Origin of the sequence: Cardiobacterium sp. Marseille-Q4385, assembly GCF_916618745.1 — a bacterium.
Lineage (GTDB): Bacteria > Pseudomonadota > Gammaproteobacteria > Cardiobacteriales > Cardiobacteriaceae > Cardiobacterium.
In genome coordinates, this window is sequence record NZ_OU745373.1 from 1,888,111 (window position 1) to 1,904,464 (window position 16,354).

General features: G+C 51.2%; 12 protein-coding genes and 1 pseudogene. 9 read left to right on the forward strand and 4 right to left on the reverse strand.

Going from position 1 to position 16,354, the window contains the following annotated elements:
* Positions 1-249 precede the first annotated feature (249 nt).
* The 4 genes from LG374_RS09110 to LG374_RS09125 form a co-directional block, all read right to left on the reverse strand.
* Positions 250-1,188, reverse strand: coding sequence for an AEC family transporter (locus tag LG374_RS09110; protein WP_225757398.1), 939 nt, complete (start codon positions 1,186-1,188; stop codon positions 250-252).
* A 128-nt stretch (positions 1,189-1,316) separates the two neighbouring features.
* Positions 1,317-1,841: an HXXEE domain-containing protein gene (locus LG374_RS09115; RefSeq protein ID WP_225757399.1), complete on the reverse strand. Its 525-nt coding sequence runs from the start codon at positions 1,839-1,841 to the stop codon at positions 1,317-1,319.
* A gap of 169 nt (positions 1,842-2,010) precedes the next feature.
* Positions 2,011-2,436, reverse strand: coding sequence for an Sbal_3080 family lipoprotein (locus LG374_RS09120; RefSeq protein ID WP_225757400.1), 426 nt, complete (start codon positions 2,434-2,436; stop codon positions 2,011-2,013).
* Positions 2,433-3,620 carry a saccharopine dehydrogenase family protein gene (locus tag LG374_RS09125; protein WP_225757401.1) on the reverse strand — a complete coding sequence of 396 codons (1,188 nt, stop codon included), beginning with the start codon at positions 3,618-3,620 and terminating at the stop codon, positions 2,433-2,435. The genes LG374_RS09120 and LG374_RS09125 overlap by 4 nt, the downstream gene beginning before the upstream one ends.
* Before the next feature lie 182 nt (positions 3,621-3,802).
* Here LG374_RS09125 and LG374_RS09130 point away from each other — a divergent pair, with 182 nt between their 5' ends.
* The 9 genes and pseudogenes from LG374_RS09130 (at position 3,803) to LG374_RS09165 (ending at position 16,312) form a co-directional block, all read left to right on the forward strand.
* A complete protein-coding gene (locus tag LG374_RS09130; protein ID WP_225757402.1) occupies positions 3,803-5,104 on the forward strand; it encodes a TolC family outer membrane protein in 1,302 nt (433 codons plus the stop codon).
* Between the two features lie 458 nt (positions 5,105-5,562).
* Positions 5,563-6,267, forward strand: a complete 705-nt coding sequence (locus LG374_RS09135) for a hypothetical protein (protein ID WP_225757403.1) — start codon at positions 5,563-5,565, stop codon at positions 6,265-6,267.
* 51 nt (positions 6,268-6,318) lie between these two features.
* The gene (locus tag LG374_RS09140; protein ID WP_225757404.1) at positions 6,319-7,287 is read left to right on the forward strand and encodes a hypothetical protein; all 969 of its coding nucleotides are present in this window, start codon (positions 6,319-6,321) and stop codon (positions 7,285-7,287) included.
* Positions 7,269-7,445: pseudogene (locus LG374_RS12540) on the forward strand (calcium-binding protein); the annotation flags it as partial. The gene LG374_RS09140 and the pseudogene LG374_RS12540, both read left to right, overlap by 19 nt.
* 78 nt (positions 7,446-7,523) lie before the next feature.
* Entirely contained in the window at positions 7,524-8,237 is a 714-nt protein-coding gene (locus LG374_RS09145; RefSeq protein WP_255594488.1) for a hypothetical protein, read from the forward strand.
* Positions 8,138-11,878 carry a putative Ig domain-containing protein gene (locus tag LG374_RS09150; RefSeq protein ID WP_225757405.1) on the forward strand — a complete coding sequence of 1,247 codons (3,741 nt, stop codon included), beginning with the start codon at positions 8,138-8,140 and terminating at the stop codon, positions 11,876-11,878. Before LG374_RS09145 ends, LG374_RS09150 begins: the two co-directional genes overlap by 100 nt.
* A gap of 347 nt (positions 11,879-12,225) precedes the next feature.
* A complete protein-coding gene (locus tag LG374_RS09155; protein ID WP_225758017.1) occupies positions 12,226-14,343 on the forward strand; it encodes a type I secretion system permease/ATPase in 2,118 nt (705 codons plus the stop codon).
* The gene (locus LG374_RS09160) at positions 14,336-14,869 is read left to right on the forward strand and encodes a hypothetical protein (RefSeq protein ID WP_225757406.1); all 534 of its coding nucleotides are present in this window, start codon (positions 14,336-14,338) and stop codon (positions 14,867-14,869) included. Before LG374_RS09155 ends, LG374_RS09160 begins: the two co-directional genes overlap by 8 nt.
* A gap of 9 nt (positions 14,870-14,878) precedes the next feature.
* Positions 14,879-16,312, forward strand: a complete 1,434-nt coding sequence (locus tag LG374_RS09165) for an HlyD family type I secretion periplasmic adaptor subunit (RefSeq protein ID WP_225757407.1) — start codon at positions 14,879-14,881, stop codon at positions 16,310-16,312.
* The last annotated feature ends 42 nt before the right edge of the window (positions 16,313-16,354 follow it).

The window sequence follows — 16,354 nt, forward strand, 5'->3', positions numbered from 1 at the left end:
CTGACTGGTGAAGTCGTGGTAGGGACGTATGGCGCGGATGCACTTGGATATTCGCTGTTTGTGCGATTAGTAGGGGTTTTGAACTGTGCCACGGTCGTTGCTCCTTAAAATTTAGGCGGAATTTAAAGGAGTACGATTGTAAAAGGGGTATTGTCGGCAGCATTCTGTCCATTCATTAAGGATTTATCGCCGCTTGAAACAAATTTAGTCTCTCACGGGATCGTCTCTCGCTGGATAGAGCAGCGGTTTTCAGCCGACCAGCCACTGATGCAGCAGGAAGATACCGGAGAGGGTGAAGACGGAAAGAACGTTGGTGGTGATCATGCTGACCGTGCCGCGATGCGGATAGCCGTAGTGCTGCGCGAAGATGGCGACGGTGTTTGCCATGGAGATGCCGCCCATCAGTGCGCCGGCAAAAATCACTTCTTCGCTGCCGCCAAAGAGCCAGATGAAGAGCGTGACTAGCGCCGGCATGAGGAAGAGTTTGCCGATGGTGATTTGCGTGATGGCGATGATGTTGCCCTCGATTCTGATACCGTTCAGACCGCAGCCGATCACGAAGATGGCGACCGGCGCTGCGGCATCGGCGACGAGACTCACCGCGCGGTTGATCGGTGCGGGCAGTTTCCACTGAAACGCCGAGAAGATCATGCCGAGGATGAGTGCCACAATCAGCGGTTTGCGTAGCATATTGAGGAGAATTTTGCCGAGACGCTGGCCGAAGGTGCCTTCTTTGTTGTTACCGTGTGATTCGGCGATAGCGAGAAAGAGCGGGATGAGCATGACGTTCTCGACCAGTGTGTTCAGCGAGAAATAGATGCCCGCGTTGCCGCCGATGACGCTGAGCAGGAGCGGGTAGCCGATGAAGGCACTGTTGGAAAAGGATTGACCAACAGCGCTGACTGCCGCGCCGAGCAGGTTTTGCCCGACCAGGCAGGAAAACACCAGCCCGATAAAGAAGCAGACCAGCGTTGCGGCGGCGTAGCCGAAGAGATAAGAGGGGATGAAAACTTCGCCCAGGCTTTTTTCCGAGAGGGCGCGGAATATCAGGGCGGGCAGGGCGATGCTGATGACGAAGCGCCCCAGCGCGGTCAGCCCTTCGAGCGTGAAGACACCGGCGCGCGTGGCGGCGTAACCGAAGGCGATAACGATAAAAATCGGGATGAGCGAAGTAACGATGTTAAGCATGATGATGGTTGGTTGGTGGATGTGGCTCGCATTCTACGTTCTTTTAAAACGGCTGGCGCAGCGGAGACTGTCAGCGCGCGGGATAAAACCTGGATTTGCGGCAAGCGGTATTGCTTCGCCCGATGATGTCAGCGTTTGCCGGTTTTGTGTATCCAGGCGTCAATATCTCCCGCGCGGCGGTGCAGATAGGCAAGATTGAGCAGGATGGCGGTCAGGAGGAGCAGGGTGAGGGTGAGGAGTAGCGGCCAGGAGAGGGTTTGTTGCTTCAGGTAGGCGGCAAAGAGCCACAGCAACAGGGGGAAAGTGAAGACGGCAGTTATGCCGCCCGGTACAACGCGACGGTAGCGCAGTACTTCGGCAATATGGACGAGTAAATGCAGGGTGTGGCAGATGCCGAAGGCCAGGGCGAGTTCAGGTATGTGCCAGGTGATGGCGATGAGCAATCCGATGGAGGCAAGCAGGTATTCTTCGGCAATCATCACGGCGATGGCTTCGGTGGACGGGTAGTGCGCCTTGCCGGCGATAAAGAACTCTTTCCGGTAGCGCGGGTCATGCTGCTGTTTTTGTATCCAGGGACGAACCAGGATGATTTCGTCGAATTCGTGCAGCATGAAGAGCGACAGGATGATGAGGGAGAGGTGGGCAATGGTCATGGTGGGTGTTAATACGTGCCGGGAATAGCGTTTTCCAGTGGAGGCGCGGCAGGCAATGTCTCTACGTTTTCCTTTTTGCGCAGCACCATCGTGCTAATGGAGACCGCTCAAGCGGCGTAAATACCGGGGTTGCACGCTGGTGCAAAAAGCCCCCTTGCGGGGGCTTGTTTCATTTTTTGCCGAGCAGGGAGTCAATGACCGGGGTCATCTTGGTTTCTGCGGATTGCCACTTGGTGAGCGACAGTCCTCCTTTACCGATCAGTTTGTATTCAGCATCGGCTAGGAGTCCGCCGCCGCTATACAGTTTGAGTTCCGCCCAGGAGAGGTAGGGCGTGACATCCCAAGACTGGCGCGCCGAGTATTCGAGGTAATACGAGCATTGGTCTTTATCCGTTGCTTCTACCATTCGGGTTTCTATGCCATGGTGCCGGAAGCGGTTTTGCAGGACGGTGACGAAGCCCGGCACAATGACTGCCGTGTTGTTCACGATGCAGACCTCTTTCAGTTGCAGGTCATTGGCAACCGGATGGACGTTGACGCTAGTACAGGCGGTGAGCAGCGCCATCGCTGCGGCAAGCGGCAGGAGGCGCTTCATAGTTCTTTCACTTCCCACGGCAGGCCGTAGGCAGCGAGCGCTTCGAGGAACGGGTCGGGGTCGTGCTGTTCCATGTTGCGGACGCCAGCGGTGTGCCAGATTTTTTCCAGCATCATTTTTGCGCCGATCATCGCCGGCACGCCGGTGGTGTAGGAGATCGCCTGCGAGCCGGTTTCTTTGTAGGCTTCTTCGTGGTCGCAGATGTTGTAGATGTACACGGTTTTGTCCTTGCCGTCTTTTTTGCCTTTGGCGACGCAGCCGATGCAGGTTTTGCCTTTGGTGCGCGGGCCGAGCGAGGCAGGGTCGGGCAGGACGGCTTTCAGGAACTGGATAGGGATGATTTCGCGCCCCTCGTACATGACGGGCTCAATCGAGGTCATGCCGACGTTTTCCAGCACTTTGAGGTGGTTCAGGTAATTGTCGGAGAAGGTCATCCAGAAGCGCGCGGTTTTGATTTCCGGGAAGTGTTTGACCAGCGATTCGAGTTCTTCGTGATACATCATGTAGATGTTTTTTTCGCCGATTTGCGGGAAGTCAAAGACGCGTTTGTGCGAAAGCGCCGGGGTGGTCTGCCAGGCGCCGTTTTCCCAGTGGCGGGCGTCAGCGGTGATTTCGCGGATGTTGATTTCAGGGTTGAAGTTGGTGGCAAAGGGCAGGCCGTGGTCGCCGGCGTTGGCGTCGATGATGTCGAGTTCGTGGATTTCATCGAGCAGGTGTTTCTTGATGTAGGCGGTGAAGACGTTAGTAACGCCGGGGTCAAAACCGCTGCCGAGCAGCGCCATGATGCCGCGCTCACGGAAGCGGTCTTCATAGGCCCATTGCCATTTGTATTCGAATTTGGCTTCTTCCGGCGGTTCGTAGTTGGCGGTGTCGAGGTAGTCGATGCCGGCAGCGAGGCAGGCATCCATGATGTGCAAATCCTGGTAGGGCAGGGCGATGTTAAGGACGAGTTGCGGGCGCAGTTCTTCAAGCAGGCGGGTAAGCGCGGGGACGTCGTCGGCATCAATCTGGCGGGTATCAATAGTTACGCCGTGTTTTGCCTTGACGGCAGCGGCGATGGCGTCGCATTTTGCCAGTGTCCGGCTTGCCAGGGTGATTTTGTGGAAGGTGTTTTTGTCTTCGGCGCATTTGTGGGCGACGACGTTGGCGACGCCACCGGCGCCGATGATGAGGACGTGGTTCATGATGGGTTCCTGTGTTGTGTGTAAGCGGTGATTTTAGCGGATTCTGAGGGGCGGGCGTTGCGCGGATTTTGGATTAGATACAGCCAAGGGATAAACAGAATCGTGCCGCTGCTCGACTCACCTATTGGCGTACTTCCTGTTATTACCGACAATAACCACAAACCCCAACAACAGGATCCCATATGTCACCCAAACCCCTGCTCCTCGCCCTGCTCATCAGTCTGCCTGCCCACGCTTACGATCTGAACGAAGCTTGGGCAGCGGCACGCGTCCATTCTGCTCAGTACGATGCCGCCCGCCACGCACGCAATGCTGCCCAAGAGCCGCAAACCCAGGCGAAAGCCCGCCTGCTGCCGCAAGTCTCGGCCAACGCCAACTACAGCGACCGCGCCCAGGACGCCTACGACAAATACCAAAGCCACGGCTGGAACGTACAAATCAGCCAGCCGCTGTATGACCGTGCCCGCTGGGACGCCTGGCGCGCCGAACAAATCACCGCCCGCCTCGGCGATAGCCAGCTTGACAACACCACCAGCGAACTTCTGCTGGATGTTGGCAAAGCTTGCCTCGAAACCCTCACCGCGCGCGACAAACTCACCGCCGTCGCCGCCGAAAAAAATGCCTACCAACTGCAAATCCGCCAGGCCAAAGCGCTTTTTCAATCCGGCGAAGCCACCATCATTGACACCTACGAAGCCCAGGCGGGCTACGACAGCGCCAGCGCCAAAGAAGCCCGCCTGCAAACCGAGCTTGCCGTCGCCGAAAACCGCCTCGCCAACCTCACCGGCCTTGACCCCAGTCGCCTCGAAAGCCTCGCCGGCAAAACATTGCCCGACTACCTCACCGTCGCCGGCCAAAAAGAGTGGGAAGAACAGGCGCTCGCGCACAGCACTGCCGTCCGTGTCCGCACGCAGGAAAGCGAAAAAAGCCACGCCGACATCGCTACCGCCAAAAGCGGTCATCAGCCGCAACTCAGCCTTACCGCCGGTTACCAGGATAACCGCAACGACATCACCTATACCGGCGGTAACAACAGCCGCAGCCGCAACAAAGGCGCTTATATCGGTGTGCAATTCACCATCCCCCTTTACAGCGGTGGCGAAATCGCGAGCCGCGTTCGCCAGCAAGAAGAAACCGCTGCACAAAAAGATGCCGAACTCGAAAACGAAAAAGCCAGCGTGCGCCTGCAAGTGCGCCAGGCTTACGCCACCCTGCGTGGCCAGCAGGCACAAATCAAGGCACAAGAACAACTGCTCGCCACCAGCGACGCCAAACTCGAATCCATCCGCCTGGGCCGCCAAGTCGGCGTGCGCAACAACATGGACGAAATCAAGGCCGAACAAGAAAAAGCCCAGGCGGAAGAACAACTCGCCGAAGCCCGCTACGGCTACATCGAAGCCTACCTGCAACTGTTGCACCTCGCGGGCAAACTGCACGGTGAGGAGGGAAGGGAAGCGGCGCGCAGGCTGTATGGATACCAATGACGAAACCTCTCCGTGGCCGTGTGATAGAGCCAACATTTCCGCTGCTTGGCGGCATTTCCGCCGGCACGGTTATGCCGCGAAATGAGGGAAATGTAGAGACGTTGCCTGCAACGTCTCGAAAGCAAAAGGCACAGCGACAACCCTCTGTATTTATACCGCTTGGCGGGTCTGGTATTTCTGCCGCCTGACGCGAGCCCAACAATCACGCCGCTTGAACGCGAACATAACAACCACACCGCTTGGTAATTTCCATCGCACATGAAGCTTTTTTGATAAAGAAAACCAAATAAAAAAGGAATTTATGCAAGAAAAAACAATTGTACTATCGCCCTGCTGATGGACTACGATGATTTTATGTTGAAGAAGGAATAGTAATCTATGGATAACCTATTGAGACCATACCCATCGAAAGAGATGAAAGTCGCCAGGAAATTATCGGTTCTTATGGAGAAGACCCTATGAAATACGGAAGACACATCGGCGTGTTTATTCTTTTCCTGTTCACGATTTTTACTGCTTCGGCACAAGACGAAGGGAAGGAGGATACTGTGCCTTACAAAGAACTGAAAAAGCATATCCCTGCTGAATGCAGGGGGTTACATAAGGTAAAGGATATTGATGATCTATTGTTGCAAATTTATAACAATATAGATAATCAATGTATGTTTAATATTGCTACAGATAAATTAGAAAAAATCTTAAACATTCCAATAATTATAAGTGTTTGTGGAGAAAATAATAAAAGAAAAGGTTGCAACAACATTAACTCTATAGATAAAATAAATACTCTGTATCTTGTCAAAACTTATGGTTGTAATAATTGCATTTACTTCGAGATAAATTATACTAAAAAATATGAAATATCTCATGATGGATTTGGTTCGTCTATTTCTCTAGGTATTTTTCCTAAAAATTTACCTATGCCTCTTGTTAAAGAGTCCGCAATTTATCCGCAGTTAATTGGTGAGATTCCCAGCTATGTGACTACCGAATTTCTTAAGAGAAAAGATGTGTTTTTTGCATATGGTGACTATATCTGGACTAGTAACTTATGCAAAAAAGATAGGACTGCAATAATCATATCGCCAATCTCTTTTTCTATTAAAAAAGGTAGTATAAAGATATACCGAAATTCAGACAAGTGTAAGATTTTTTGTCACTAAATAAAAATTCTTACAAATATATCAATTACACAATTCAACTTGTGAGGAAAAATGGAAAAGTTATCAAATAATGCTCTAAATCAGTTAGAAGAAGTAATAGCTGAGATGGATTTTTTGAATAAAGACATATATATAAAAGATAAAAAACTAACCGCTCTTGGGATTTCTCAAATTAACAAATCACCAACATTAGTATCTCTTTTGAGTAACTATAAAGGTATATATAAACATGATCCAAGTCATCCAAGTGCGGCTTATAAAGATGGTGTAATTATATTAGGAAATTGTAAGGAGAAGGATTTTTTAGATTTAATAGTAACTATTGGGCATGAACTTGCGCATGCAAATGGTCGTTATCAACATAATCCCGATAAGAATTATTCTGATTATGATAGCGCTGAGTCTTACTCGAGAGCTTATAGGCTAGGAGAAGGAGAGGCTCTTTATGCAGAATATAAAATCACAATTGAACTTTCTATAAATTGGTTAGAAAAATCTAATAATTCTTCCGTATGGGAAGATGGTGCAACGAGCTTTTCTAGTTTTCAAAATAGAGCAGAAGAGTTATCTTTGCTTGCAGATAAAATTGATAACCTGCTAAAAGAACAAGGTGCGGATATACTATCGTATAAGAGTGGAAATAAGAATTTGGAAAATTTATTTGACAGTATTGGAGATATTAATGGAATTATGAAAGCAGGTCCAGACAAAGACTTAGCTTTAACGTATGATGAATTTAATAAAATTCGTTATCTAAACGCTATGACAAATATATATAAAGATTATCAAGATGTTGTAGGCCATTCTTTATATACAAGAAATGAAGTCAGTAAAGAAATAAGTCTACTTCCAGATATTGGAGGGAATGTACTTACTCATACAGATCACATTAAATCTCTTGTGAATAAAGATAATGGTCGCAATGAAAATGGTGATAAAACATTTGGAATGTTTGGAAATGAATTTAATAATATTATAAAAACCATAGGGATAAAAAATACATTACTGGAACACCATTAGCATTACAATTTAATACTCAAGATTTATTATATGGTGGCGAAGGTGATGACTATCTTTATGGAAGTTTTAATAAAGATATTGTCTTAGGGGGATCTGATAGTGACTATTTATATGGAGGAAATGGTGAAGATATTTTAGGTGGTAATTATGGAGATGATTATCTTTATGCTGCGGATAGGGAAGATGGGAAATATCTATTAAATGGTTCTTATAGAGATGATAAAAATAAAAATATTTTGGTAGGTGGTGAAGGCAATGACCATCTATATGGTGGTGCAGGAGAAGATGAGCTTTTTGGAGATGAGAGATTGCCAGAAGGAGAAGAGCTTAAAAGAGAAAGTTATGAATCAGCAGGCGATGATTATTTGCAGGGTAATGCGGGCAATGACAATATGTATGGAGGCAAAGGTCATGATACTTACGTTGTTGAAGATAAAGACACTATTTATGATGTTGATGGGGGTGGTGAAATATGGTTTGTTAAAGAATCGGGCAAAAACATATCTAAAGAAAAAATCTACGGTTACCAAGCTAAAAAATTCATTTCTGATGAAAATAATAAAAATGAGGAGGCATGGATAAGTGCTGATGATAGTGGCAATGCTGATAATATGCTTGTTGCCAAAAGGGTATTTGATGATCTTGTGATAAAATCAAAAATCAGAGAAAACGACATCGCAATTATAAAAGATTATTTTAACAATTATTCGGATGGAAAATTGGGGATAACTTTAGGTAAAAAGAAAGAGCCCCCCCCCCACAATCCGAAGAAACCAAATGGGATTACGACCATAGCAATAAAAATATCGTCTATTCCTACGAAGCAGGCGGGGCAAGTGCCGGAGTGCATGTGCGCGGCAGCGATTTGCGCACATCCCAGTTTCTGGGCAGCCGCTATAACGATACCTTTGTCACGGGTGAAGGGAATTCGCATATCGTCAATACCATGAAGGGCGATGACCTTGTGGTTGGCGGTGGCGGCAATGAATATATCAGGGCCGGTGGGAATAGCTATATACAGCCGGATGCGAAAGGCAAAACCGGCAATGGCGCCACCGTTTCCGGCGGCAGCACTGAATACCTCAGGGCCGGCGGGAATAGCTATATACAGTCGGATGTGGAAGGCAAAACCGGCGATGACGACACCGTTTCCGGCGGCGGCAATACCGACCTTATTGCGGGTGGTGGCGGCAACGATACGCTTTGGGCGGATAAGCGCGATAGTGAAGCCTATAAAACCCCTGTGCGTTTCAACGAGGATGACTGGCGCGGTGACTGGATTAGCGGCGAATACAATAACGACACCATTCATGGCAGCAACAGGGAGGATTTACTCTTTGGCGGTGAGGGTAACGACACCGTTTCCGGCGGCGCTGCCAGTGACATTATCCTGGGTGACGGCAGCTATTTCCCTTCTGTCCGTTCGCGGGTTAATGAAGGCCAGGAAATCAATATTGCCACAGGTGAGACATATAGCTTCGGCGTACCTGTCCCCCTCCCCATCAACTTCAACTGGGAAAAAAGCAGCAGCCACGCCCAGCCGGAAAAAGAAAGGGCGTACATGGATTTTGGTGACCGGCGCATCGTGCTGCAACCGGGTATCCGGCTGTATGACACACATGAACAGACCGCTGCTGGTGGCAGCTACGACGACACCCTTGATGGCGGCGCGGGCAATGACTGGATAGACGGCCAGCGTGGTCATGACACCATTACCGGCGGCACAGGCAGTGACTATATGCGTGGCGGCGAAGGCGCGGATGCCTATTTCATTAGCCGTGCGGACCTGCGCCCCGAAGAAGGCGGCGATGCAGTCCCGACCGATACGATTGATGACGACGGCACGGGCAATATGGGCGAATCGGGCGGTCGTCCGGATGTGATTTATCTGGATCGGCGCAGCATTTCCACGATGCGCTGGATACGCGATGGCAACGATAATATCTGGAATAGCGCCGACGGCTGGCGCATCAGCTACAGCGGCTCAACCCTGCAAATCACGCATAAAGACGAAGTCGGCAAAATCAATGTGCTTAATTACAGCGAGGGCGATTATGGCTTGAAATTGTCGGAGACAGCCGACGATAACACGCAGCCTCAACCACCGCAGCCGGATCCGAATCCCCAGCCGCAACCACCACAACCGGACCCCAATCCGCAACCCGACCCGAACCCACCGAGACCAAATCCGAACCCCAACCCGCCTACTCCGCCCACGCCAGAGGAAAACCACCCGCCGGTCGTCAATGCTGCCATCCCTGCGCAGAAAACGAATGAGAAAGACGAATGGCGCTTCACTATGCCCGAAGATGCCTTCTCGGATCCCGATGGCGACCCACTCGCCTACACCGCTACCCTTGCTGACGGCAAAGTCCTGCCCGAATGGCTGCACTTTGACGCAGAAAAACGCATTTTCAGCGGCACGCCGGGCAATGATGACGTGGGCAACCTTTCCATCCGTGTAACGGCGAACGACGGCAGAGGCGGTAGCGCTACGCAAGACTTCGTGCTGGAAGTGGTGAACGTCAACGATGCGCCGCAGATTGGCACCGCTCTTGCCAATCAGCAGGGTACAGGTGGCAAGCCGTGGCAATACCGCCTGCCGTCGGATGCTTTCCACGATATTGACAAAGGCGACGTGTTAAGCCTTACCGCTGCGCTGGATGATGGGCAACCGCTGCCGTCATGGCTCAAATTTGACGGCAAAACCGGACAATTCAGCGCTACCTTGCCGAAAGAAGCCAAAGCCAGCGCCTACCGCATTACCGTAACGGCAACTGACAAAGCAGGCGCGCAAGCGAAGCAGGTGTTTAACCTCGACATCACCCCGCCTGCCAACACCGCACCGCAGGCAGCGACGACAATCACCGCGCAAAAAGCCAACGAAAAATCCCGCTGGCAGTTCACCTTGCCCGCCAACGCCTTCCGTGACCCTGACGGCGACACACTCACCTACACCGCTAGCCTTGCCGACGGCGAGGCCCTGCCGAAATGGCTGCAATTCGACGCCGCCAAACGCACCTTCAGCGGCACGCCGGGCAACGATGACGTGGGCAATCTCAATATCCGCGTGACAGCGAACGACGGCAGAGGCGGCAGCGCTACGCAAAACTTCGCGCTGGAAGTGGTGAACGTCAATGACGCGCCACAAATCGGCACGACCCTTGTCAATCAGCAGGGTACGGGCGGCAAGCCTTGGCAATATCGCCTGCCGACGAATGCCTTCCGCGATATCGACAAAGGCGACGTACTGACCCTATCCGCCAAGCTGGATAACGGCCAGCCGTTGCCGTCGTGGCTCAAATTCGATGCGAAGAGCGGACAATTCAGCGGCATGCCGCCAAGCAATGAACAAACAAGCGTTTACCGTATCGCCGTCACCGCAGCGGATAAAGCAGGGGCGCAAGCGAAACAGATGTTTAATCTGAGTATTGCCGCTGATATCAGAACTTTTAAAGGCACAGCAGGAAATGATCGGATATCCGGCACTGACGGAAACGATGTGCTAGATGGTGGCGCCGGGAACGACTTTTTATTCCCGCACTTAGGCAAAGATATTATTCGTTTTAGCGGCGATTTTGGACAGGATACCATTTACAATGGTCGCTATAATCATGCGCCAACAGATAATGATTATACCGTTCTGGATTTTACTGATTTAACTTCTGATGATATTATTCTTAAAAATAAAAATGATACGGATTTGGTTATATACACAAAAAATGGAAATAATCAGGTTACTATTGCAAACCATTTCTTTGGTAACGAGATATATGGAACGCGTATTGATGAAATCAGACTTGCTAATGGGGTTAGGCTGGATAGAGCAACTATCAGAAAAATGACCCAGCAAGGCACAAACGATGATGATATCCTTTATGGTCATTCTGATAACGACGCTATTGACGGAGGCTTGGGAAACGATACCATTTGGGCTAAAGATGGTGATGATGTACTGACGGGCGGTTCAGGGAATGACGAGCTTGTTGGTGGGGCAGGCGACGATAAGCTTTTTGGTGGTAAGGATAACGATCATCTCCACGGTAACGAAGGAAATGATTTCCTGGATGGTGGTGAAGGGGATGATAAATTAGAAGGAGGAAAAGGAAACGACATTTATCATTTTAGCGGCGATTTTGGTAGAGATATTATTTACAATAAAGATATCGTTAATTTGCAGCCAAATGAACAGCATGATCGTATTGAGTTCTCTAACTTTCTTTTAAAAGATATTATTCTCCAGCGGAATAATGACAATCTTTATCTGATAAGCAAAAAACAACAGAGCAATACTGTCATCATCTATCATCATTTCGAAAATAACGGTAATACCGCTTATCGCATTGATGAAATCCGCTTTGCCGACGGCAGTAGCCTAGATTACAACGCGATTAACCGATTGGTGCAGCAGCCTACGGGCAACCTACCGCGCGCCAATCTCGTGCAAGACCGCTATGCTGCTGACGCAGCGCGGCAGGCACAGGTGTTGACGCAGGCGATGGCGGCATCCGGTGCACAGCCACTGGATAATCTGATGACGCCGGATAATCCGCCGTTGATGCCGCCGCTTTTGTCCAATCTCAAACCGTAATGGTTAAAAAGCGACCCGCAAGGGTCGCTTCGTTTTGCCGCCAAGTGGGATAAATGCTGGCTTTGCGCTTCAGCGCAACGTCCCTTCCCCGTGGGAAAGGTCAGGATGGGGCAGCAAGGCATAGCCACGACTTCTTGATAAAAGTGAGGGAAAAGCAAGCCCCATCTTGCTACATGGAGTTGTCTCCCCCAGTCCAAACAGCTTATCCCGCCAAGCGGGTCAACCATGCGCTTTTCGCCCTTCCCTTGCCACTTCCCACACTTTCCCCGAAAATCTCACGCTTTCTATCACGTAATAAAAGGATATTTATGAGTCAGCCTCCCGTAACCACGCCGCCCGTGCCTGATATGCCCCATGCCCCGCCACCTGCGCCGGCGCTGAATGCCCTGCTTATCATGGCGCATGTGCACGGTGTGGCGGCAAGCGGCGGCGATTTGCTACACCGCTTTGCCGCCAACGGACGCGATTTGCAGCAAGAGGAGTGGTTGCTTGCCGCCCGTCACCTCGGCCTGAAAGCGCGCCTCGTCTCGCGTGCGGCGTCGCGCTTGCATCTGCTTGCCTTGCCCGCACTGGTGTGGCGTGAGGACGGGCAGCATTTCATCCTGGCACGGATTGAGGGCGAGCAGTTCCTGATTCAGGATTTGGCGACGGGCAAGGCGCTGCATTTGTCAGCAGCAGAATTTGCCGCGCGTTATTCTGGCAAATTGATTCTTGTCGCTTCGCGCGCATCTGTATTGGGTTCGCTCGCCAAATTTGATTTCACCTGGTTTATTCCGGCCGTGATTAAATATCGCCGGATTTTTTTGGAAGTACTGGCAGTTTCAGTCGTCATTCAATTATTTGCCCTGATTACACCGCTCTTTTTTCAGGTGGTAATGGATAAGGTTTTGGTGCATCGCGGTTTCAGTACACTGGACGTGATTACTGTCGCTTTTATTGTAGTTACATTATTTGAGGTGACTCTAAGCGGCCTGCGTACTTATATTTTTGCCCATACCACCAGCCGTATTGATGTGGAATTGGGCGCGCGGCTATACCGCCATTTGCTGCAATTACCAATTGCTTATTTCGAGCAGCGCCGTGTCGGCGATACGGTGGCGCGGGTACGGGAATTGGAGCAAATCCGCAATTTCCTCACCGGGCAAGCGCTGACTTCGGTGCTGGATTTGCTCTTTTCTTTTATTTTTATTGCGGTGATGTGGTTTTACAGCGGTTGGCTGACGTTAATTGTGGTGATCTCCCTGCCGCTATATGCGGCATGGTCGGCGTTTATTACGCCGGTGTTGCGCGCGCGCTTGAATGATAAGTTTGCCCGCTATGCGGATAATCAATCGTTTCTCGTCGAATCCGTGACCGCGCTGGGTACAATTAAATCCATGGCGGTCGAGCCGCAAATGACCCGTCGCTGGGATAAGCAAATGGCCAGCTATGTGCACACCAGTTTCCGCGTGACCAAGTTGGCCACCATCGGCCAGCAGGGTATCCAGCTTATCCAGAAATCCGTAACCATCGCCACACTGTATTTTGGTGCCAAACTCGTCATTGAAGGCAAACTCACCGTTGGCCAGCTTATCGCCTTCAATATGCTGGCGGGGCAGGTTGCCGCGCCGGTCATCCGCCTCGCGCAACTGTGGCAGGACTTCCAGCAGGTCGGTATCTCGGTGGCGCGCCTCGGTGACATTCTCAACACGCCGACGGAAAATCCTTCTTCGCGCCTCAACCTACCGGAGATTCGCGGCGATATCGCCTTCGATCATGTCCATTTCCGCTATCGCCCGGACGCGCAACCGGTGCTGCCCGACCTTAGCCTGAGTATCCGCGCGGGTGAGGTCATCGGTATCGTTGGCCGTTCCGGTTCGGGCAAAAGTACGCTGACCAAGCTGGTGCAGCGTCTTTATGTACCGGAACAGGGGCGGGTACTGATTGACGGCAACGACCTCGCCCTGGCCGACCCCGCCTGGCTGCGGCGGCAAGTCGGCGTCGTTTTGCAGGAAAACGTGCTGATGAACGCCAGCGTGCGCGATAACATCGCGCTCAGTGACCCCGGCATGCCGTTGGAGCACGTCATGCAGGCGGCACGCCTTGCCGGTGCGCACGATTTCATCATGGAACTGCGCGAAGGCTACGACACCATCGTCGGCGAACAGGGCGCGGGACTGTCCGGCGGACAACGGCAGCGCATTGCCATCGCCCGTGCACTGGTCAATAACCCGCGCATCCTGATTCTTGATGAAGCGACCAGCGCGCTGGACTACGAATCCGAGCGCGCCATCATGGAAAACATGGACGCCATCTGTCATAACCGCACCGTGCTCATCATCGCGCACCGCCTCTCAACCGTGCGCCGCGCCCACCGCATTATCGCGATGGACAAGGGGCAAATCATCGAAGAAGGCAGCCATGAGGAACTTTTGCGACGCAAGAATGGTTACTACCGCTATTTGTATCAGTTGCAGAATGGGTAAAATTGAAAGAATGGGGGTATGTATGAATTACTTTTCAAAACTATTTTTAGCAACCACTGCAAGTTATTTAGTGCCGTTAATAATAGCAACTGTGTTATGCAAATTGGCATGTAAAAAATTTAAAAATATTTATATTTATTTTGCCAACACAAGCCAAAAAGATGTAAATTTATTATTCTCTATTGAATTAATTTTGTTAGTAGAAATGGTCATAATAGCTTACGCTGAACAATTTAATATATATCCGATTTGGCAATTCATACTTGCTATTCTTACTTGTGCATCAACTATAAGTATAATGATCTTGTTTGAAAGATATATAGATAAAGAAAATGTAAGAAATACTAAAAATGCAATTATTGCTGTAGCTGTAATTCAAATGTCAATATTTATAACAACCCCCACAGTGAAAGAAATTAATATTTACATAAAGTTTCTAATGAATTGCGGATATTCACTTCCAATATACGTAGCCTATAGAATAGGCGAAGGGAAGAAAAAATGTAATTCTAAGGAAATAATATAAGGAACACACATGGGCATCCACAAACAGGCATGGGGCGACCTGACAAAACGCTACCTCACCGTCTGGCGCAACGTCTGGGCCGTGCGCCACGAACTCGACCCGCCCAACCGCGACCGCGACGAGCGCGACTTTCTGCCTGCGCACCTCGAACTCACTGAAACCCCTGTCAGTCCCGCGCCCAAATGGACGGCGCGGTTCATCATGCTTTTCGCCTTGCTGGCGCTTGCCTGGGCGTGGATCGGGCAACTCGATATCGTCGCCGTCGCCCAAGGCAAAACCGAGCCGGGCGGACAGAGCAAAACCATCCAGCCGCTGGAAAACGCCGAAGTTAAAGCTATCCACGTCAGCGACGGCAAACACGTGCATGCGGGCGACACTCTGCTCGAACTGCGCGCCGTTGGCAGCGACGCCGATGTAACCCAGGCTGAACAGGCCCTGCACGCCGCCCGTCTTGCCAAGTGGCGCAACGAAGCCCTGCTCACCGCGCTCGACAAAAAACAGCCACCGCGCATGGATAAAAAAGCTGCCCTTGCTGCCGGCATTAGCGAGGCCGACTACCTGCAAGCCGAACTGCTGGCAGGCAATCAGTACCGCGCCTGGGCAGCGCAAGACCAGCAAATTCAGGCACGGATCCGCCAGAGCCAGGCCGAAGCGCGCGCCGTGCAGGCTGAAATCGACAAACTTGGCACCCTCGGTAAAATCGAAAAACAGCGCACCGCCGATCTCGACAAACTCGTCAAACAAAATTTCATCGCTAACCACGCCTATCTCGAACAAAAAAGCAAACTCATCGCCAACCAGAATGACCTGAAAAGTCAGCAAAACCGGCGCGAACAAATCCGCGCTGCTATTGACGAAGCGAACGACAGCCGCCAGGTCAACACCCAAACCCTGCGCCGTGACACCCAGGACGCCCTGCGTCAGGCGGACGAACAAATCGCCCAGCTCAGTGCCCAGCTTGACAAGGCTCGGCAGCGGCAACGGCTGATGCGCCTCACCGCACCGGTGGACGGCACCGTGCAACAATTGGCTACCCACACCATCGGTGGCGTTGTTACCGCCGCACAGACGCTGATGGTCATCGTGCCGGATAACTACCAGATGCAGGCCAAAGTCCTCATCCTCAACAAAGACATCGGCTTTATCCGTCAGGGGCAAGAAACCGTCATTAAAATCGAAGCCTTCCCCTACACCCGCTATGGCTACCTCACCGGGCGTGTGCAGACCATCAGCTACGACGCCATCGAACACGAACAACTCGGCCTTGTTTACGCGGCCATCATCGCACTTGACAGCGATACTCTGAATATCGAAGGCCACCCCGTACGCCTGACAGCGGGGATGAACATCACCGCCGAAATTAAAACCGGTAAACGCCGCGTCCTCGACTACCTGCTTAGTCCGCTGCAAACCAAGATCGACGAGAGCCTGCGGCAGCGCTAACGACGGCTTGTCACCATCAAGGGCTCCCACCCGTGTGGGTAA